The sequence below is a fragment of the Undibacterium sp. GrIS 1.8 genome (assembly GCF_040544445.1).
Classification (GTDB): Bacteria; Pseudomonadota; Gammaproteobacteria; order Burkholderiales; family Burkholderiaceae_D; genus Undibacterium.
On record NZ_JBEONQ010000036.1, the window covers coordinates 29,960 to 51,211 of the forward strand.

General features: G+C 46.8%; 17 protein-coding genes. 7 read left to right on the top strand and 10 right to left on the bottom strand.

Annotation, left to right across the window (positions count from 1 at the left end; genetic code table 11):
• Positions 1-68: 68 nt before the first annotated feature.
• A complete protein-coding gene (gene msrA / locus AAKU64_RS16085; RefSeq protein ID WP_354331911.1) occupies positions 69-608 on the bottom strand; it encodes a peptide-methionine (S)-S-oxide reductase MsrA in 540 nt (179 codons plus the stop codon).
• Between the two features lie 194 nt (positions 609-802).
• Between msrA (AAKU64_RS16085) and AAKU64_RS16090 the strand changes: the two genes are divergently transcribed.
• Positions 803-1,579, top strand: a complete 777-nt coding sequence (locus tag AAKU64_RS16090) for a helix-turn-helix domain-containing protein (protein ID WP_354362433.1) — start codon at positions 803-805, stop codon at positions 1,577-1,579.
• Between the two features lie 145 nt (positions 1,580-1,724).
• Here the strand turns inward: AAKU64_RS16090 and msrA (AAKU64_RS16095) are convergent, their stop codons facing one another.
• Positions 1,725-2,273 (bottom strand): peptide-methionine (S)-S-oxide reductase MsrA, encoded by a 549-nt coding sequence (msrA, locus tag AAKU64_RS16095; protein WP_354362434.1) that lies wholly within the window; start codon positions 2,271-2,273, stop codon positions 1,725-1,727.
• Between the two features lie 475 nt (positions 2,274-2,748).
• Here msrA (AAKU64_RS16095) and AAKU64_RS16100 point away from each other — a divergent pair, with 475 nt between their 5' ends.
• From AAKU64_RS16100 to AAKU64_RS16110, 3 genes are read left to right on the top strand one after another with little or no spacing between them, the layout of a single operon-like run.
• Positions 2,749-4,182, top strand: a complete 1,434-nt coding sequence (locus AAKU64_RS16100; RefSeq protein ID WP_354362435.1) for a hypothetical protein — start codon at positions 2,749-2,751, stop codon at positions 4,180-4,182.
• The gene (locus AAKU64_RS16105) at positions 4,179-4,904 is read left to right on the top strand and encodes a hypothetical protein (protein ID WP_354362436.1); all 726 of its coding nucleotides are present in this window, start codon (positions 4,179-4,181) and stop codon (positions 4,902-4,904) included. Before AAKU64_RS16100 ends, AAKU64_RS16105 begins: the two co-directional genes overlap by 4 nt.
• Positions 4,905-4,909: 5 nt before the next feature.
• On the top strand, positions 4,910-7,750 hold the full coding sequence (locus AAKU64_RS16110; protein ID WP_354362437.1) for an ATP-binding protein: 2,841 nt from the start codon (positions 4,910-4,912) through the stop codon (positions 7,748-7,750).
• Positions 7,751-7,790: 40 nt separating this feature from the next.
• On the opposite strand, the gene AAKU64_RS16115 is transcribed toward AAKU64_RS16110, so the two are convergent.
• Together AAKU64_RS16115 and AAKU64_RS16120 are read right to left on the bottom strand one after the other, a co-directional pair.
• The gene (locus AAKU64_RS16115) at positions 7,791-8,654 is read right to left on the bottom strand and encodes an arylamine N-acetyltransferase family protein (protein WP_354362438.1); all 864 of its coding nucleotides are present in this window, start codon (positions 8,652-8,654) and stop codon (positions 7,791-7,793) included.
• Positions 8,655-8,664: 10 nt separating this feature from the next.
• The gene (locus tag AAKU64_RS16120) at positions 8,665-10,203 is read right to left on the bottom strand and encodes a M48 family metallopeptidase (protein ID WP_354362439.1); all 1,539 of its coding nucleotides are present in this window, start codon (positions 10,201-10,203) and stop codon (positions 8,665-8,667) included.
• Positions 10,204-10,308: 105 nt separating this feature from the next.
• On the opposite strand from AAKU64_RS16120, the gene moaC reads away from it, so the two are divergent.
• From moaC to AAKU64_RS16135, 3 genes are all read left to right on the top strand, one after another.
• Positions 10,309-10,851, top strand: coding sequence for a cyclic pyranopterin monophosphate synthase MoaC (gene moaC / locus AAKU64_RS16125; protein ID WP_354362440.1), 543 nt, complete (start codon positions 10,309-10,311; stop codon positions 10,849-10,851).
• Between the two features lie 582 nt (positions 10,852-11,433).
• Positions 11,434-13,587, top strand: coding sequence for a TonB-dependent siderophore receptor (locus tag AAKU64_RS16130; RefSeq protein WP_354362441.1), 2,154 nt, complete (start codon positions 11,434-11,436; stop codon positions 13,585-13,587).
• Positions 13,588-13,596: 9 nt separating this feature from the next.
• Positions 13,597-15,159: a histidine-type phosphatase gene (locus AAKU64_RS16135; RefSeq protein WP_354362442.1), complete on the top strand. Its 1,563-nt coding sequence runs from the start codon at positions 13,597-13,599 to the stop codon at positions 15,157-15,159.
• A 475-nt stretch (positions 15,160-15,634) separates the two neighbouring features.
• Here AAKU64_RS16135 and AAKU64_RS16140 read toward each other — a convergent pair whose 3' ends face one another.
• The 6 genes from AAKU64_RS16140 to AAKU64_RS16165 all read right to left on the bottom strand — a co-directional run bounded on the left by AAKU64_RS16140 (position 15,635) and on the right by AAKU64_RS16165 (position 21,124).
• The gene (locus tag AAKU64_RS16140) at positions 15,635-17,227 is read right to left on the bottom strand and encodes a PglL family O-oligosaccharyltransferase (protein ID WP_354362443.1); all 1,593 of its coding nucleotides are present in this window, start codon (positions 17,225-17,227) and stop codon (positions 15,635-15,637) included.
• A gap of 236 nt (positions 17,228-17,463) precedes the next feature.
• A complete protein-coding gene (locus AAKU64_RS16145; RefSeq protein WP_503012709.1) occupies positions 17,464-17,979 on the bottom strand; it encodes a pilin in 516 nt (171 codons plus the stop codon).
• A 129-nt stretch (positions 17,980-18,108) separates the two neighbouring features.
• The gene (gene tfpZ / locus AAKU64_RS16150) at positions 18,109-18,879 is read right to left on the bottom strand and encodes a TfpX/TfpZ family type IV pilin accessory protein (protein WP_354362445.1); all 771 of its coding nucleotides are present in this window, start codon (positions 18,877-18,879) and stop codon (positions 18,109-18,111) included.
• An 87-nt stretch (positions 18,880-18,966) separates the two neighbouring features.
• On the bottom strand, positions 18,967-19,500 hold the full coding sequence (locus AAKU64_RS16155) for a pilin (RefSeq protein WP_354362446.1): 534 nt from the start codon (positions 19,498-19,500) through the stop codon (positions 18,967-18,969).
• A gap of 179 nt (positions 19,501-19,679) precedes the next feature.
• On the bottom strand, positions 19,680-20,282 hold the full coding sequence (locus AAKU64_RS16160) for an FHA domain-containing protein (RefSeq protein ID WP_354362447.1): 603 nt from the start codon (positions 20,280-20,282) through the stop codon (positions 19,680-19,682).
• Positions 20,283-20,317: 35 nt separating this feature from the next.
• Positions 20,318-21,124: a Stp1/IreP family PP2C-type Ser/Thr phosphatase gene (locus tag AAKU64_RS16165; protein ID WP_354362448.1), complete on the bottom strand. Its 807-nt coding sequence runs from the start codon at positions 21,122-21,124 to the stop codon at positions 20,318-20,320.
• Positions 21,125-21,252: the final 128 nt, after the last annotated feature.

Below are 21,252 nucleotides of genomic sequence, written 5' to 3' on the forward strand. Positions count from 1 at the left end.
ATTTGACACCAGCCTAAAAGCCAACGATGAAACCGCTCGTCAGCTAGCTGAAGTTAGCTTAGGTTAAATTAAGCAACGCAGGCAGCTAATTTACCTGTGAAAAACTTACGTGCTGTATCAACTTTCGGCGCGACGACCATGGTGCAATAGCGCTGGTGTTTATTTAATTTAAAATAATTCTGGTGATACTCTTCAGCGGGATAAAAAGCGGGGGCGATGGCGACTTCGGTAAGAATGGGTGCATCCCAGTTAGCCTCTGCTTTTTTTACTGCGGCAAGCGCTGTCTTCATTTGTTGTGCTGACTCACAATAAATGACCGAGCGGTATTGCGAACCAACATCGCTGCCTTGGCGGTTCAGGGTGGTAGGGTCATGGGTAGCAAAAAATATTTCTAGCAGTGCATCGTAGCTAACGATCTTAGTATCAAAAGTCAGTCGTACTACTTCGGCATGTCCGGTATCGCCTTCACAAATATCTTCATATGTCGGGAAGTCAACATGCCCGCCAGCATAACCAGGCTCAACATTCTTAATCCCACGAATTTGCTGAAATACGGCTTCGGTACACCAAAAGCAGCCGCCGCCCAAAATGATCGTTTCTAATCCCATGTTGTTTCCCCTTGAGTTCTCTACACTCGCTACAGATACTGACTGACTCTGTTTCTTACGAAATGATCGCTATCTAAGCGACGGAATGGATTATCAAGTCAACAAAGTAAGTGATCAATACATAAACAAAGAGTTGCGGCTGGGGTCGCTTGGTGTATCATTTTTTAATACTCTTTTACATTTCACAAAACACCATGCTCAAAGCCAGCCTTTTAATTGACTCCTTAAAACGCGAACTTAAGGCCAGAAGTATCACTTACGCCGATCTGGCAGCCCGGATTGATATGTCGGAGGCCAGCGTCAAGCGAATGTTTGCCCAAAAGAACTTTACGCTGCAACGGTTGGATGAAATCCTGCAAGCGACCGAGATCAGCCTGCGCGATCTGGCGCTGGCATCGAATGAAGAACCCTTAATCTCGGAACTGACTTTCGATCAGGAAAAAGAAATCATCAGCGATCCAAAAAAATTTATCGTCGCGGTATCGGCGCTGAATTTGCTGACGGTAGAGCAAATGACACGCATCTATGACATTTCAGAAATTGAAGTTGTAAAACATTTGTTGCGTCTGGATAAAATTGGGTTTTTAGAATTGCTGCCAAATAACCGAGTCAAGTTACTGGTTGCACGTACTTTCCGCTGGATACCGAATGGCCCTATCCAAAGTAATTTCCGCGATCAAGCTTATGCGGAATATCTGGAATCAAATTTTGATGGCGAGCATGAAATCATGCGCCTTGTAAACGTGATGCTCTCCAAACAATCGGTCGCTGCGCTGCTCAATCGCTTGAAACAAGTCGCCCGTGAATTCTCAGAGCAGCATCAGGAAGATGCCAAATTGCCCTTTGAAGAAAAGCATCGCATCAGTTTTATGCTGGCTGCACGACCTTGGCTGCCAAAACAATTTAAGTCTCTGGTCAGAAAAGACTATATCGAGCAGCATGAGCAAAAGAAAAATAAAAAATCCCGCTAGCATCCGAACGCACACCGACTCTGTGGCGAAAAAAAACCTCATGCAGAACATGAGGCTAAGGACACTACCGGTAATAGTGAAGTGTGAATACTAGGGTTTGTCGAGCTTATTCAATAAACTTATTCAAAAAACTCATTCAAAAAACTTAACCAATAAGCTTGCCGGAAAAAAGCTTGCGCGCCTTCGCCACTTTAGGCGCTACCACAAACGAGCAATAGCCTTGCTCGGGGTGCTGCTTAAAGTAATTCTGGTGATAAGCTTCCGCCAGATAAAACGTCGGCGCGGCAGTCAACTCAGTGACGATAGGATCGTCCCAAACGGCTTTCATCCCTTTAATAACGTCCTGTGCAATGACTTTTTGCTCATCGTCATGGAAGTAAATCACTGAGCGATATTGGGTACCTGCATCATTACCCTGACGGTTTAACGTCGTCGGATCATGAATCGTGAAAAAAATCTCCAGCAACTCACGATAACTGATGACCGCAGGATCAAAACTCAACCTGACAACTTCTGCATGGCCAGTGCGTCCGGTACAAATTTGCTCATAAGTCGGATTGGGATTGGCGCCGCCGCTATAGCCAGATTCCACCTTTAACACGCCGCGGATTTGCTGGAATACGGCCTCGGTACACCAAAAACAGCCGCCACCCAAAGTAGCGACGCTGGTTGCCGGCGATGAATATAAAGTCATAATTTTTCCTTTTTGATGTCGAGTTTGCAGTCGGTTTGCGATGAATTTGCAATGAGCATGCGATATTGATGATTGGTCGGACGACGGGCTATTTTCTTACATTTCATTGCACGTCGCATTCAAGCCGGATTTTCCGGTGGAACAATGCGTTTTTTACGGCACTAAGCTGCAATCTATATTGCCCGATTGGGCTGATAAGCAAGTGGCTGATGGTGAGAAAATTTGATCTGCGATGATTAAAGGTTTTTTAAAATTCAAGTAAAAACTACTTTTCTTGGGAGTATGTAGTCAAATACCACTTATTCTCCAATTAATACCTGGACAATAAAATATACTACTAACCAGTATATATCCATGATATTTCCATAAAATTCTCGAATCCCGGCAAAGAGCCAGGCTCTTTCGGATAACGATACTATTCAATACATAACTTCTTAACAATACTAAATTGTCACGCGAGAAGGTAAAATGCGGCATGCAAAATTTTACCCACGATACAAATAAAGCAACTGAACAGGTTAGCGAAGATGACGACGCGCTTCAGTCGTTTTTTCGGCCGGGCATCAGCCCCGATGACGTATCCCCTATTTTCCCTTTGCGACGTGCACAGCCGCTGCTACAGGCTTTTACCGCGTTATTCCATGGCGGCTTTAACAATGTCATGTTGCGTTTGCTGGTCTTGCGTGAACTCGCCGCCGATGTCGATACGCCGTCGCTGTCGCGTGCCGATATCAATGCCAAGCTGGGCTATATTGACCCTGACCGCTTAGAAACCATCCTCACGCGTTTGCGCTCTCATGGCCTGTTGGCCTGGGATGCAGCTCAGTCGGTGTATAGAATCACGCCAACCGCCCGTAATGTGCTGGCGGCCTTATCGTCATTATTACAAGCTGAGAATCAGGCTGAGCAACAAGGTGACGAAGCCGAGATGAGCTATATGCTGACCCAAGTTGCGGGCGCACAAGCGGTCGGTGGCGTGTCGGTTGAGCAGTTGCATCATCTGCTGGGTCGCCTGATCGAACTGACGGAAGAATTTTCTGATGCGATTGCATCAGGCTCAGAATTCCAGCTCCGTACCGCGCAGCAAAAATGGCATACCGCATGCGATTGGGTAGAAAAAGGATCGCAGATCATTCATGCGATCACCAATGACAGCCGGGCCGACTCGGCAACGCACAGAGCGGCGCAAGCGATCGGGCGTGCCCAGAGTGCGCTGCTGAATATGCAAGGCATGTTTTCACGTGCGCTGAATCAGATCGAACGTCAGCGCGTGCACCTTGGACAATCTGGTCTGTCCACTACCGATATTAAAACCTGGTTGTTGCAATACCCTGATCTGGCCTCGCTGGCGGATGATGCCCTGGCATACCCGATGACGCCGCTGTTTATTACGCCATCGGAAATGATCGACGTAGCAGAGAGCGAATTGCTGACCAATCGCCTGTCCGCGGTTGCTAACATTTTGCCCACTGGCGAGAATGCGCCAGAGATCGCCAATGAAGCCAGCGATGCGCTGCTGGAACTTGATCATTGGCTGGATCGTTTAGACCGCTTAAGCCAACTAAGCAATACCGAACACCAGCAAGCTGCTAAACCGGTGCCGCTACAGGATTTATTACTGCCGTCGAGTTTTGCCATCGCCTCGTATCGTGCATCGCTATTACCGCTGCTAGGTGATGTGAACGAATCTGCATTGCAAGGCGCAACCGCAGCCCTGGCGCGACTACCACTAGAATTTAATTCCAAAGACAAAATGCAGCGGGTATCTGATCCGTATATTTCTGCAATGTCAGTCGCTAGCCTGACGGTATTAAGTCCGGTAAATCAATCCGCCAAAGTAGTCGTGGCCACTCCAGCATCGACTCCAGTTTCAATCCCAGTTCCAACCCAATCGAGTACGCAAGAATGACCGAAGATGCACAATTCCTGATCGCCCGCCTGCTCGCGCATCAAACCCTGCGCCGTGAAGACAAGCTCGTCAAGCGCGCCCTCTCAGACGAATTATTTCGCGCCGATGTTGATGCCCGGTTAAAAGCCTGCGGTATGAAGTTTATCGACAACGTCTACGCCGATCACGTTACGCTGGCACTCACCCGTGATAGCGAATCCAAAGTATTCGGCACCAGAGAAACCTGGCAGAACAATAATTTTAGCCTGGCACGTGATGGTGTTGCGCTGCTAGTTGTCTTATGGTCGCTGATTATTTTGCCTAAGCGTGAACGGCAAGAAGCACACCAACTCGCCGAAGAAAATCAAAACGATATGTTCGGAAAAGATAAGCCCATGCCACGCGCAGAAGATACCTCAATCGGTATTTCTTACCGTGCACTACTGGCCGACTTTGGCGAGAAGCTCGGTAAAAAAACCCGTATGGATATGAATCTCGGCCAGCTTGTACGTTATGGTTTTGTGGAGCGGAAAGCCGACCTGATCGTCGAAGGACCTTTGCTCGATCTGATGATGGATACCGACACTTTAAAAGACCGCATCATCAATGGTGCACTGTCGGACATCTTCAAAATTCCAGTACGCACACCTGCGCTGATTGAACCAATGGCGCCAATCAGTGCAGCTAATGGCATAGACCTTGACGAACCGGTCATCGATAACAATACCTCCGTAGAAGAATAAGCCACATGTTCCATATCAAATCACTAGAACTGGTCCATTGGGACTACTGGCAACGTATTAAGAATATCCCGCTCGACGCCAAAATCATCACGATTGCAGGACAAAATGGCTCTGGCAAAACCACACTACTGGATGCATTGCGCACCCTGTTCGGGCTCGAATGTTCAATGGGGCGCTCGTACAAACATTACGCCCGTCACTCTGGCCAGCAAACTGCCTGGATACGCGCGGTAGTGGATAACAGCGCGGTAGGACCGCAGATTTCTAATCGTCCTTTCCGCATGTCTGGCCTGTACGAGGATGAGGTCACGCTGTTTTGCCAGATCCAAAAAAATGGCGGCGACTGGAAGCGTCAATACCTGATGCGCAGCGGCAAAGTCGAGATCGAAGATATTCAGGAGGCCAATGATTGGCTGGGCGTAGAAAGCTACAGGAAACGCCTGTCCCATGCGGGCTTATCGACCGCCATGGGCAAAGTTCTCGCGCTGGAACAAGGCGAGACAGATAAGCTCTGTGAGTACGCACCACGTCAATTGCTCGATCTGGTGTTTCAGGTATTTGGTGACAAAGAAGTACTGGACGCCTACGACGACGCCAAGCGCCATCAGCGAGATACTGAAACAGAATTACAGCGCTTTGAGACCGAACTCGAAGGCGCAAAAACCAATCTGGAAGGTCTGCGTCTGCGCGTCGCCAATTATCACCAGTGGGAGAGTCTGAATAAAGAAAAGCGTGATTTGCAGGAAGAGATTTTGCCAACGCTGCAATATCACGAGGCCTTGCAACAAGCGTCTGCTACCAGTCAAAGTCTGCGTAACGGAAAACGTCTATTAAAAACGCAAGAAGACGGTTTGTCCGAGCGCCGTGGCAACCTGGCAATGCAAGCACAAAGTCGCAGCGAAGCGCAGCAACACGAGGCGGCATTAGAAGCAGAAGAGTCACAGCTACGCGAAAAACTACAACACATCAACACTAAGCTAAAGCCGCAAGAAAGTCTGCTTGAACAAAAAGCGCGCTTGCAAAAACTTGCGGCAGAGGCAGATGCCGACGTCGCTAACGTTGCTGACGATTTGGAGAAAAAAGAAGCCGAACTATCACGCAATAAACAAGAGCGCGACACGCTGTCCAACCGCATCGCAGCCGAGCTGGAAACCATCGCGGCCTTGCAAGGAAAAGCTACCCTGCCCGATCCTGAGAACGTACGCAATATGCGCCGTGCTTTGAACGATGCAGGCATTTCACACAGTATGCTGCCGGAGATCGTCGAAGTGACTGATCCCAAATGGCAAGGCGCGGTCGAAGGTGTCTTGCGCGGTTACACCTCGGTCATTTTGCTGGATAAAGCCAGTGATGCCAGCGCAGCCTATCGCGTCGGTGAGAAGCAACGTTATGGTCACTTCATCGTGCCAGAGCGTATCCACGCATCGGTGGTCAAAGATAAAAGTCTGCTATCGGTAGTCAACTTCACCGCCGCTGCCCCTGCCTGGTTGATCGAGCAATTGCAACGTATTGAAATGGTCGACTCTGTTGAGGCCGGCCTCAGTTTTAATAAATCACAATCTAAACTGCAAGAATGGATCACACCCGATGCCTATCATGGCGAACGTCGCGGTGGTCGCTCGCTCTTTGTTGAAGCCTCACGCTACCGTTTTGGTAGCGCCGGTCGCACACAAAGGCTGGAGGCATTGCAACGCTCTTTACCACGTCTGCAATCGCAAGAAGATCAGCTCACGGTTACTATCAGCAAACTTGCTGGTGAAATCAGCGCCTTTAAAGCGCGCCTGGCCGGTGTCGATGCAGCAAAAGAACTGAGCGCCCGTCACGCTGAATTTGAAGAGGCTAGCCATCACATACAACCTCTCAGACAGCAAAGAATAGAAGTCGGTAGCCGCCTTGGTGAGATTTCGCCTTTGCTTAAATCAGCGACCGAACAACGTACCGTCGCCCATCTGAAATGGGAACAAGCTAAAGCCGCGATTGCCGACGCAGAATCTCAATTACGGAGTGCAGAAAAACGCTTGGCAGATGAACGTAAAGGACATTTTGAAACGCTCACCAGCATGCGCCAGACTTGGCATCAATTGCCCCTCAACTGGAAGCGCGCTAAGCACAGACAACAGCTAGTCGCAGAGCATGAAAATGTCCACCAGATTGAATTACGCTTGCGTAGTCTGGGCAATAATCTGGCGCGTGCAGACTGGGAGATCGACTCCACAGTAGTGGATCAGTTTGTCCGGCTCAACGCATTGCTGCAAGGTCGCCAGGCAGAAACTGATGAGCGTCGCTACCAGAATAACCGCGCCTCAGAAGCCACCGTTAATGCCCGTGCCGCCTACATGGATAGGTTGCGGTTTACGATTAAGACTTATAGCAAGAACATCAAACAGTTAGGCGAACTCGCAGGGATCGAAGTCCATACCGATCCGGTCAAATTGGAGAATGACGACATCCAGTTATCTCAAGCTGGCCTGCATGTAAGATTTAAGTTCGACGGCAAAGGCCCGATCGGTATGAATGACGGCGAAGCGTCTGGTGGTCAGCAAGTGATGAAATCGCTGATCCTGCTAATCGGTTTGCTGAAATCAGAAGATGGTTCCGGCGGCTTTGTCTTCATTGATGAACCATTTGCCCATCTGGACATCCGCAATATTCAGTTAGTCGGTGAGTTTCTGAAAAACACCGATGCACAGTATCTGATGACCACCCCGTTGACACACAACACCGACGTCTACGACCCATCAGAATTAACGCTGATCACCAGCAAAAAGAAAAAAGACACCGAGTGGGCACAACCGATTTTTGTATTGCAACGCCGGGTAGAAAAATTGAAGGATGTCAGAGCTTAATAAAATTTGTGTCGACTCAAAAAAGTTTGCACCTGAGGATTTAGCTCAGTCGATTTGATGTGTTGAATAGTGTTGCTATGCTCTCATCCGATGGCAACACTATTTGAAAAATAGATGTTAACAAAGCTTTATATTCATCTTTATCTGCAACCGGAAACGTCTGTTTCTGATTCATCTCAGTAACAATCAACTTGTCACCTGAGAGAGATTTTCGCCCTGTCGCGGTCGCAATTGAACAGACTGATTTTTGGGTAAAGTGAGAACACTCAGAAGTTTGCTGATACTCACACATTGCTAAAAAATCTGTAATCGTGCGTTCTATTATTTCAAATTGATATTCAGGCACCCAATCCTGATCTGGTACTTTTTTCTTTAGCGTAAATTTGCCATCAGTATCTGAAAAAATCTTGTAGCCCTCATAGCTCCTGTCTCTATTTTTTAGCTGCGGATTCTGGCTACAGGCATCAACACTATGAAGTAAGAGCGGCCTCCTGAAACAATCGCCAAAACCGACATCAGCCACCCAATGCTGACTATCGTACTCAACCATTAACAATAAATGATCAAACTCTGGTCCGTATTGCTTACCGTTGAATACTCTCGCTGACAATAAAGTGCACTTAAAACCCAGCGCGCTTAATAAGAGAGAAAAAGCGTAGTTCAGCTCATAACAAAAACCACCTCGGCTATCCGATACTAGCTTTTGAAAAACATCCTCCGCTTCTAATGAAATTGTTTTACCTAGCGCTATATCAAGATTTTCAAATGGAATGGTCTGTAAATGTGCCAGATGTAAGGCGTCGAATAACTCTTTGGTCACCTCAGGTAATTTGCCGTCTATGGGGCAAGGACACGCTAAGCGTTTTAGATAAGCACGTACTTTGGTTTCACTCAGTGCAGTCACGATGCTTACTCTATCTTTTCTTCTCATCTTTTAATTCTTGCTTATGCTTCTCTTGCCACTCACGTTCGCGGGCATCGATTACCGACTGTTCGTAATATTGCGCATCGGGTGAGCGACGGGCGATGTCTAGCTGCTGTAAGGCTGGCGCTAAGCTTCCCTCTAAAGCATAGCCTTCTGCCAGCGCAATATGTTGCAGCGCCTGTTTGCCTTGCTCTGCATAGACTTTGCCCAACAAATTTTGCACCTTAATATCTTGTCGATATAGCTGCGCCTGATCGCGTAAAAAACGTGCTGCATCTTCTTCTTTGTCCGCAGCCAGCAATGCATCAACATACTGATAGGCCAAACCACGCGATAACGGGAATTGCTGCATTGCTGCCTCAGCTGCCTTGACTGCGGCGTCGGCTTGCTTGTTGGCGATTTTAATATCGATATCCAAGCTGACAAACATACTGGTTTTATTGAGTGCCGTTTTTTGCGTTGGGGATTGCTCTATCTGTTTGATCAAGCTAGCCAATAAGCTGGCGGCTTTAGAAAACTCTTTTTGTTTGTAGGCGATAAAAGCGAGTCCATATTGTGCGGCTAGTTTTTCATCTTTTTGATCGGCTTTTAATTGGGTATCAAAAAAAGTAGCCGCATCAATATAACCTTGAGTCGTATCGTTTTGCAGCACTCTGACTCTGGCTTTGGTGAGCAAAAATTCTAAGCTGTCTAAATGCTGTTTATAACGCTGATCGACCATGCGTGACTGGATATCCGCCATGCGCTCGCTGGTGAGTGGATGGCTACGTAAAAAAGGAGGGGCATTGTCGTTGTAATTGCGCGTTGCGACTTGCAAACGTCCAAAGAAAGAGACCATGCCAGCGGTATCAAAGCCAGCATCACGTAAGATCTGAAATCCAATACGGTCGGCCTCACGCTCGGCCTCACGGCTAAAGGTCAATTGACGCTGGAGTGCAACCCCCTGCCCGCCAACCACTAGCGCCATTGCCGCATCGGGACTGGACTTGGCGGCCAATGCCGCCAAAATAACCGATGCCAGAGGGATTAAGTAATCCAACCGCTGGCTGCCTATCATCCTGGCAATATGTCGCTGTGCTACGTGGCCAATTTCATGTCCCATAACAGAAGCTAATTCTGATTCTGTTTGCGAGGCTAAAATTAAGCCGGAATGGAATCCGATAAAACCACCCGGTAAAGCAAACGCGTTCAGAACCGGATCGCGTACGACAAAAAACTGAAAATCAAACATCGTCTCGCCACGTGCATCAGGACGAGTTTCTAACATCAGATTACCTAGCTTATTGAGGTACTCTGCTACCGGTCCATCATCCATATAATCCGGATCACGGCGCACACTTTGCATAATTTGCTCGCCCAATTTACGCTCTAGCGAAGGGGATAAATCTTCCCTTTCGGTATCTCCTAAAGTGGGCAAATTTTGCGCAAAACTGGTATTTGATGAGCTGGATACCGAAAACAAACAGACGGCGGCCAAGATGGCGGCGTATAAGGTTTTAGGTCGGAATGATGGGCGTTTTAGTTTCACGATGCTATGATACTTTGCTAATCAATTAGTTCTTAAACTGTTTCAAAGAAAGTCTATTTTCGACGGCGAGATTAATCTCTAATACTCATTGCTAATACTAAATTCATGACTTCAAACAACAACGACGGCCTGACGCCGTCCTTAGCTCCCGCATTAACTCCTTCATTAACTCATTTTGATGCGACTGGCCAAGCACATATGGTCGATGTCGCAGAAAAAAAGGACACCCATCGCATCGCCATTGCCAGCGGCACTATCCGCATGAAACCAGGGACACTTGCCATCATTGCTGAGGGCACAGCAAAAAAGGGAGATGTTCTCGGCATCGCACGCATCGCCGCCATCATGGCAGCTAAACGCACCGCTGATCTGATTCCGCTATGTCACCCGTTGGCGCTCACCAGAGTCGCCGTGGATTTTAGCATTGACACTGATCAGTCCAGCATCCATTGCAATGCGCAAGTAGAAACTCTGGGTAAAACTGGGGTAGAGATGGAAGCGCTTACCGCAGTGCAAATCGGCTTACTGACGATTTACGATATGTGCAAAGCAGTGGACCGCGGCATGGTGATGAGCGACATCCGCGTATTAGAAAAACACGGTGGCAAATCTGGTGACTGGGTAAGTCTGGTAGATGGCGCTGCCTGATCAAAAGATCAAGCTGGTAACCGGGTAGTTTGAGATTGAATTGGCGAGAGATAACAAGCAAACTAAGTGCGGAGATCAAGTACCAATTTTTCCTTTAAAACCAGTAAATAGTCGCTGAAATGTGAGCCAATTTCAATATACTCCCCATCATTTTTCATAAAATTGGCTTATTGTCCAGATTATATATGGACAATTATAAATACTACCTATGAGTATTTAAATATCCTTATTGATTAAAAAATAAGGAAGTCTAATCAACCAGTTAAAACGGACAGGCTAAATCGCCTGTCCCGGCCAAGAGTCTGCACTCAGCCACAAGCGATCTACAAACGATCCACAGACCATCCGCAAGTGACGGCAGCAATATCACTTGCCGAAAACGCTTCCTCAGTCCTGATATCCAAGCATCCTCCAAACTCATGTCCTGACCTAAGCATATCTTTGCAGCCACGGCATCAATTCATACCCCTGTCATGTGTTTTGACTATATTGCACGTTCCAAAACAAGCGCTTGCCAAACTGAATTCATCATCGGTATTAGCCAACGGCGTGATAACCACTTTATTGACTTTACTGACACCTATGACTTCTCATCCTGTTTCTATCAAAAATCTGTGCAATACGCGTATCTATCTGGCATTGGCACATATCGGTTTCTGCGCCGCCTCGCTACAAACGACTATGGCTATCGCAGCTGAGAATACTGACAATAGCAACAACAGCGACAACGGCACAGCAGTTCAAGTGGTAATCAAGGCGACTGTTGAAAAGAAAAAATTGAGCGACAGCGTCAGCAGCGGTGCATTGGGACGCCGTTCGGAACTGGACACCCCCTTCTCGACCAAAGCCGTCAGCAGTGATGAAATCGAAGATCGCCTGGCAACCAGTATTTCTGAAGTGTTTAAATATGATGCGTCAGTCACCGCGATCAGCCCGCCTATCAGCACACATCCGGCAACCATACAAATGCGCGGCTTGCGGCTAGATGACCTGAACGGCTACAAAATCGACGGCTTGGCCAACATCAATCGCGGTACCGAAATGCCGCTGGAGATGTTTGAAAGCGTCGAGGCGCTGAAGGGTTTATCCGGCTTTATGTATGGCTTCGGCTCGCCTGGCGGGATTATTAATTATGTCAGCAAGCGTCCGACTACCGAGCACAGCTTTAGTGCAACCCTGGGTTACCAGCAAGGTGGTGCAATCAAGGAACAGTTTGATATCGGCGGTCGCGCTGGTGTGAACAACGAATTCGGCTATCGCTTCAACTTATTACACGAGGATGGCGGCGTGGCTGCAGAAAGCGGCTCTATCAATCGCACTGCAGGTAGCGCGAATGTGGACTGGCGCCTGACCAATGATCTGACCTTGTCATATGACACGATTTACCAGCGTCGCCGGACTGTTGGCGGCACTGATGTGGTCATTTCACCATTATTTGCTATACCCTCACCGATAGATGGTGGAAGTCGCTTAAATAGTGTTGGTGCGGCGAGCGATGTCGATTACTTAATTTCGACAACTGCTCTGGATTATCGTCTGGCGCCAAACTGGACTGCCAACGCCTCTTACCGTCTGTCGGACTCTACCCGTATCTACAAAAAAGATCAGTACTACATCACTAGCAACAGCGGTAATTACAGAGACCGGGTCACCTCAGAATTACATGGCTATCATTTTGATCAGGTGCAAGCCAGCATCAACGGCAAGTTTGATACGGGCTTCCTGCAACACGATATAGTCGCCGGAATCATGTCGCAAAATCTGGTATCGACATCATCGGCAGTCACTCCAAAAACCTATCTGGGCGTCGGCAATTTGTATTCCCCAACCATCCTTAACGTGGCCAGTGTCAACTACAGTGGCGGCAAGTACGAAGATGAGCATACCCGGCAAGAAGCAAGCTTCGCCAGCGACACCATCAAGTTCAGCGACGACTGGTCAGTACTGGCGGGTCTGCGCTATACACGATTTACTGACACCTCGTGTAATACTAAGGGTATCTTTACTGCCTACTATCCAGTAAGTAAAAGTACGCCAACAATCGCGGTCATGTATAAGCCAATGGCCAATACCACCATCTACGCTAGCTATGTTGAAGCGCTAGAGCAAGCAGCTAGCGCACCAACATCAGCAATCAACGCCAATCAAATCTTTTCGCCATTGCAAAGTAAGCAGACCGAAATCGGCATCAAAACCGAGCAAAAGGCATGGAATGCCAGCGCGTCTCTGTTTCGCATTGATCGCAACGCGCAGTACTCAAATGCCGGAAATATTTTTGTGACGGACGGGCAGAACCGCTATCAAGGTCTGGAATTTAATTCTGTGGTGCAAGCGGCCAAAAATCTATCGATAGAGGGCGGCATCATGCTGCTGGACGCGACTCTGCAAAATGCGGCACCTGGCTATAGTGGTAAGCTCGCTGTAGGAGCCCCACGCCGTCAGGCATCATTGCAGATGACATGGCGTCCAGAGGTGCTGCCCGGTCTGGCGCTGCATGCAGGAACCCAGTATTTGGGTGAGCTGCCGATGGACGCGGCTAATGTTAATACCTTGCCAGCCTATGAGCTGTTCGATGCAGGTTTAAATTACCGCACACGGATTGGTAAACAATTTCTTAGCTTACGTGCGAATGTATCCAATATTGCCAATCGCAAATACTGGACTTACTATCAGGAGAACTATCTGAATGTCGGCGCACCACGGACAGTCAGCCTGAGTGCCCGCGTAGACTTTTAAGCCAATAATATGATCAGTAACTGTACTAAAGTAATCCTGTTATCCGCGCTTGCCCTCAACACGGCGAGCGCGCAGCAAGCGTATTACGGCACCAAAACGCCCTACCAACCGCAGCAAGCCATCTCTAGTTACGAGGCCGCGCCGCAAGGCTATCAGCCAGTTTATACACAAATGCTGGCAAGGCATGGCTCAAGAGGTTTGACCGGGATGAAGGTCGACCTCGCCTTATATAACCTATGGAAGTTAGCTGAAAAGGAGCAAGCGCTAACGCGACTGGGAGCAGAACTGGGGCCAGATATTCAGCGCATGATGCAAGCCAACGCCTTGCTGGGATATGGCGTTGCCGGCATCAGCAAGCCAGGCTACGGTAATGAAACCCAGTTGGGTATCGCAGAACACACGCAACTAGCGCAACGTTTGCGCCAGCGCCTGCCAACGCTGTTCCAGAGCCTGGATTGTGCGACACAAGGCAAAGCGCCACGCCAAATTGTCGTGGTCACGTCCGGCAAAGACCGCGCGGTGGATAGTGGTTATTTCTTTACGCAGTCTTTAATCGCGCAACAAGCGTGCCTCGCCTCCAGCCTGACCTATCCGGCTTCTCTTGCACCGCGTGCAGAACTGGATCATCGCAGCCGGCCAGCAGGTACAGACCGCTACTTACTTTACTTTCATAAACTGAGTCAAAAACAGGATCAGGTCAGCGATCCAGCCGATCCTCTATTTCCGACCTTTCAAGCAAGTCAGTCTTATCAGACCTATCTGGATAGTAATGAGTTAAGTAAAGCAGAAGCCAGCGTATTGGCGCAACCGCGTCTGGCCGTCGCCGCACAGACGGTGCTGCAACGCTTATTCACACCCGCCTTTATTGCGGGGCTGAACCAGAACCGCTATCGCGCGAGCAACGAGGGCACGGTCACATATACCAGTGCTGATGGCAAATTTGTCAGCACGCTCAAAGGCGATGGCAATGAAGTAATCGCCTCGGCACTGGATGCCGCGCTGGCTTTGTATGACCTGTATGCCGCATCGGCCGATATGCCGGATGAAGCGCACACCAACTTCTCGCAATACATGCCCGCCGGGCAAGCCGCAATCTTTGCCTCTGTACAAGATGCACTTACCTTCTACAGTAAAGGTCCAGGCTTTGCCGAAGCGAACGGTGTCACTTGGCGGATGGCGCAAACACTACTCGATGACTTCTTCGATGAAGCCAAGCTCATCGCGGCAGGGAACTATGCCCACGCAGCCAAACTAAGGTTTGCCCATGCCGAAACCATTATCCCGCTGGCATCCTTACTCGGTGTGCCAGGCATGGCGACACCACAGCCAAAAAATCTTGCTTACGATTATTCCAATAATTTATGGCGTGGTGAACAGGTCGCGCCGATGGCCGCGAATATTCAATGGGATCTGTACAAAAATGATGTTGGAAGAGTATTAGTCCGGATGCTGTACAACGAGAAGGAGACTGGTTTCAAACCATCTTGCGACAAAGCCCGGGTCGCCAAAGGCAGCTATTTTTATGATTACCAGCGACTAGCAGACTGCTATCAGCAATCAATAGCGAAGTGAAAAATTCTTAGTCACGTATAGGGACAGATGGGATTTGGGGCGGAGATTTGGGGCGGGGTTTTGGGACGTTTTTTTGAAACTCTTATTCGATAACAAGCTGTTGATTTCTTGGGTCATTCCGGCATGGTCTTAGCCGGAATCCAGCGTCGTCATTTTGACGCCGCATTGACAACCCGCTGACACCGCACCCACTACCTTTATGTTTAATATGTAAAGCGATCAACGTCACTAGATTCTGGCTTAAAACCTGCCGGAATGACACCGTCTGATTTGAGAATGCATGAGATGCGTATGAGCCTCGCCTCAACACTCACTGAAGCAAAAAACTAGCCTCATATTTAACATACTCCCCACCACTTTCTGTAAAACCGCCCTATTGTCCAGACAATTTCTGGACAATATTAAATACTACCCATGAGTATTTAATATTACGCTTACTGAAAACAAAACTTCAAGTCAGTAAATTAGCATCTAACTATTGCGCATCCCGAGCCGGCATCGTCTTAAAAACCACCTCATAACGAGCATCTAAAGCTGCTTGGGCTTTCCAATAATCGTAGTATTCAGGATAAGAAATGGGATGTAGTCGCTGCAAGGTTTGCATCGTACGTGCCGCCTGCTCTGGCTTACCGTTTAAGGTATAAATTTCTGCCATTTTGCTCAATACATGCACGTATCCAAAACGATGGCTCATGCGCTCCGCGAATGCAATGTCGGTATCCGACATACCCTCGCGCGCGACCATTTTAGTCAATTTGAAATAATCAAAAAACTGCGGGAATAAAGTAAACGCGGGCCGCTCACTAGGACTGATATCCACTACATACCCAGATTGCTGCCAACGCAAAACCCGAAAACCTGTAGTAACCCGCTGATAATCCCAGGTAATCAATGCCATGAATAAAAAAGCACCGCCAAGGATGACCGCAATCACACTTTTAGCAGGGCGCCCGAGCAATACGCCCTCAGAGGGCCAGCGCAGCTGATGCACCATACCCATCAATATGCCAATCGGTATCAGCACAAAGGCATACCAAAGCGGAAATTCCACCATGCTATGCACAAACACGGCGACAAAAAATAAACCCGCAAAACGGATCGGTACCGTCACCGCTTTGATAAAAAAGCATTGAATAGCCCACCAGGCCAAGCCTGAACATATCAATATCGTTGCAGGGAAACCTAATTCGGCGGCCAAATTTAAAATCAAATTATGTGAGTGCTCTGCATAAGTAGTCGATCCAAAATCTGCCGCAATCCTGACTTGCTCAGGACCAAAACCAAACCAGCCAACACCCAGCCAGGGATGCTGAGTCGCCATATGCCAAGCCTGCTGCATCAACACCATGCGCTCAGAACGGCCACCAATATGCTCCGCAACCGAGCCGCTAGCAAATCCCAGGAAATGTCCCAATAGAGGCAAACTCAACACAAAGGCAACATAGCCCAAAACCATCACCGCTAAAAACCACTTACTCACAGGCTGTTCATCGTGAGTTTTAAAAGCGCAAATCAAAGCAAATGCAGGGACGATCATCCAAGCGATCCTCGACTGCGTAAGAGCAAGACCACCCAACAATACAACCACCAACAAACCAGACGCCCATCGATTCAGAAGACGTTGCTGATATAGATACCACACAGATGCCAGCGAAAAGCAGAGTAATAGTGCTAGCTGATTTGGCTGCGCAACATTCGCATAAGGACGCATGAATGGCTGGGCGTTGCGACCGATGTACATAACCAGAGGGCTGGCATCAATCGCATCAATCTGAATCAATTGCATGACAACGGATAACAAACCGGCGAGCAAATGTGCGACTGCCAAAGACAAACAAACAGATTCTGTTCGTCCTCTTGTATGTGCCAAAGTGGCACCAGCCACGAGAGAAACTGCGAACAACAAAAAATAAATCAGCGGTAATAACAAATCAGGGACCAATTGCCCGTCATTCAATGTTGCTTGCAATAAGATCAGCGTAAAAGGTATTGCTAACAACACTAAGATACGTGGGAACACTGGCTTGAGCTGATCGATAATAATCACCATACCGAAGAGAATCAGCAAGCCCAATACACTTAAAAAATCATGATAAAAGGTTCTGTAAGGATGAATATGGAGAGGATGAATAAATGAGGCAAAAATACAAAAACCAAAAAGCAGAAGAGAAAGAGGAGTTTTTTTTAGATACATTTACCGTAGTGTTATGTGGATTATTTAGCTTGTTGTAAGAATAAAGTAAATGGACATAGCGTTGACTAATCTTGCATCTATTGGAGCACCCCTCTCGACACTAAATTAACCTACCTACACTCTGCAGGTGCATATTTAGCTGGCAAAGTGCCTGCAATCGCTGTCAATCCACGATTCCCAGCGGTGACGATAGTCGCTGAGCCACAAGCCCAGTCTATTGCACCAACAGCGCCTTGCACGAGTAAGGCATTTTTTACATTAGGGGTAAGTACAATTGTTTTGCCAAATGCATCAGCCGGCAAGCCAGATGATGAGGACGTCGCACTTGTTAGCTCAATTGACCCATTAACATTATTAATTTTAATATTACTAACATATTTCGAAGTGTGTTCTGCGACATTATCCGTATTGTATCGATTAGCAACGGCGACTACTCCAGCGAGATTATCTGCTTGAAAAGACTCATTAACCAAGGCCTTGGGCGATGTTGCTGCCATGACAAGCTCGGTAATCTTAGAACGCACCGTGTAATCTTGGTAAGCTGGCAAAGCAATGGCGGCTAAAATTCCAATAATAGCAATAACGATCATCAACTCAATTAAGGTAAAGCCTTTTGAGATTTTTATAGAATATCGTATTGAGTTCATTTTAATTTCCCTTTAGTTTTTACATTACTCAGCAATATTTATGCCAAATAAAAATATAATCTAATCGTCATTTATAAGGATTAATGTAGGAAAACTAGCTTCTCAATACTAGGGAAAGGGCTTCAATTTATTGATCTCCAAAATCTCCGCAGTCGATTTATTTAAAATAACGCTGAGATCGTGAACACGACCTTTCAATGGAAGATAACCAACATCGATCTTAATACTTTTATATTTTTCGATCAAAGCGTTGAACTCAGCCTCACTACCTTTGTTGTAGTTTTTTAATTTATCTAAAGGCTTGATCAATTTGATGATATCGGATTTTTGTTGCTCATACGGTGCGTAATACTCTGGCAAATATTGTACGTCTTCACCGGATCCAGTCATGGCACCAAAAATAATATCCTGTCGTAATTTAGCATCAACTGGTAAAGGTACAGATATAATCTTTGGCCCGAACATAGGGAGATGTTGATAGTCAGGATTGCTGGCCTTACGTAGATTTTCTGGCTTTACTTCGTTGGCATAGGTCAAATCAAAACGGTTAATGTTAAAAGCAATATAAACAGGTCTGGCGATGTAGGTTGTATGAATACCATACAACAACGCTGAAATTTGTATTAAAGCGACAATACATAAATCCCGTTTTAACTCTGTTTTTTTGAGATCAAATACCACCAAGGTAATGATGGGACCCAGCACGACATCAACTGACAACAACAAGACGAAAATCTGAGTCACACCGGTTGCGTAGGACAATAAACCGGGATACCAAACAAAGAACACTAAGGTTGCACTGAGCAAACCAAAGCACAATGAAATGAGCAAATGTGCGACAAAGGCTTGAAGTCGGTTATTTACTTTCACACGAGACATTTTTTCCTCAAAAAAATAATAAAAAAGCCCACAACAGCGGGCTTTTTTGTGTGGAACGAGCAGTAAGCTCATCCTAATATAGCGATATTAACGGCACTCAGCAGGTACATACTTTGCTGGCATAGTACCCAAACCCACACTACCTAAACCACGAGTTCCGGCAGTTGTACCAGTTACTGAACCACACGCCCAATCAATCGCCCCAGATAAAGCAGCAAGTGCCGCTTTTTGAACATTAGGCGAGAAAACAATTGTCTTACCTTGAGCGTCGGCTGGCAATCCGGCTGAAGCACCAGCTGAAGTAACAGTGATTTGCGCCGTAGTTGCATCGACTACTACACTAGCAACAAACTTTGTCTTGGTTTCAGCAACCGCTTTATTATCAAATGTAGTTGCTGCGGCTTGTGCACCAACAAGACCATCAGTCTGAAATGCTTCGCTGATCAACGCTTTTGGCGAAGTTGCTGCAATCACCAATTCAGTTACTTTACCGCGAACAGTATAGTCTTGGTACGCAGGCAATGCGATCGCTGCCAAAATACCAATAATCGCGATAACAATCATCAATTCGATAAGTGTAAAACCGTTTTGTACTGTCTTCATCATTTGCTTGGATTTCATTTTTTTCTCCTAAATACATCAATAAAGTGTTTGATACTACACCGATAATTTAGCAATAGCTGTGCCAGCAATCAAATTCGAGGCCAGGGCTTTTCAATAAGTCTTTTAAAACATCAAACTGACAATTCTCGACATGAAATAAACAAAATTTGTCACTTTTACTGACCTCAACTAACAAACTACTCAACAAAAAATGTCATTCTGGTTCCCGAGAGATTAATCTCATCGCCGCTTTGCAAAGGTACAGGCTTACCTTCGATATCCTGGTTATTTATTTTTGCCTTTGAACTGCCCTCAACTGCCGAAACGTAAAAAGATTGATCTTGCATAGCAATAGCGATTACTTGCACACCAGGACTGCCGATCGTTGTCACTGGCTTGGTTAAAATCATTTCTTTACCTTGATTTGCACCATTTAGTATTTTTATTTTAACAATCTGTAATTTCTGCAGTGGCCTTGGTTGCAATAAAGCTGATAGCGCAATTGGCGTATTTGGCTCTATCTCAAATCGAACTTTATATTTGCCGATGTCAATCACATCGTCATTTTGCAAAAGATGCTTCTTAACAGGTTGCCCATTTACCATGGTGCCATTGGTACTGCCTAAATCCAGTACAAAAGAACCATTACTTGTAGTGTCAATTGCAACGTGCTGACCACTCACCGTCAGATGATCAATCACGACGTCATTGCTTGGCCGTCGGCCTATTGTCAGACGCGACTTTAGGATGGAAATTTCTTGTTGGACTAAGCCGTTAAAAGTGACGACAATTTTCGCCATGATGCTCTCTATAAAAAACGAAGCTGTAAATCGAGCTATTTAAAAAAAAGTTGCCGTGTGACCGACCGACGTTCTAACTTGCTGACTTTGAGGAGAACTACTGAAATATTGTCGCGGCCACCTTTGTCGTTGGCACCATCTATCAATAATTGACAACATAGCTTTAGGTTATCAACATGAAGTCTCAATATGTCTTGGATTTCATCATGGTTGAGCATGTCGGTCAAGCCATCTGAGCACAAGAGGTAAATATCACCCTGTAGTATGTCGTGCTCATGAATTTCAACTTCTACCTCACCTTGCGCTCCTACTGCTCTGGTAATCAGGTTCTTAATAGGTGAATATTGCGCTTGCTCTTCGCTGATCAAACCGGCGTCAATTTGTGCCTGTAATACTGAGTGATCGTGCGTGATTTGCAGCAAATGGTTTGACCGGTATTGATACACACGCGAATCACCGACATGCGCGACCAGAAGTTTATCGTGATGACAAAACGCAACGACAACGGTGGTACCCATGCCAATAAATTCGGGATTATTCTGTGCAGCATCCCAGACACGAAAGTTGCTCATCTCGATTGCTTCTTTAATCCACTTGGCGGCGACCGATGTCTGGCGCGCAAATAAAGAAGAAAAAGTAGATGTTTTTTTGAGTAGTAGCTGCTGCGTAATACTGTCTACCGTCATTTTGCTTGCGATTTCACCGGCATTGTATCCGCCCATGCCATCGGCTAATACCGCAAAATCCGCCTCGGCACATATCTCTATGGCGTCTTCGTTATGTGCTCGTACCAGTCCCGTATCTGAGAGACCCGCAAACTCTAATACGCGTTGAAATGACATGAATAGTGAATAAATATGAGAAATAAATCAGGTTGAGACCTTTGCATGACAGCCTTAATCAGAGCCGTTTCAGCAAAGGTTGAATTTTTAAAAAATAAAATGATGCTTTTTTAGTGATTTTGTCTTCA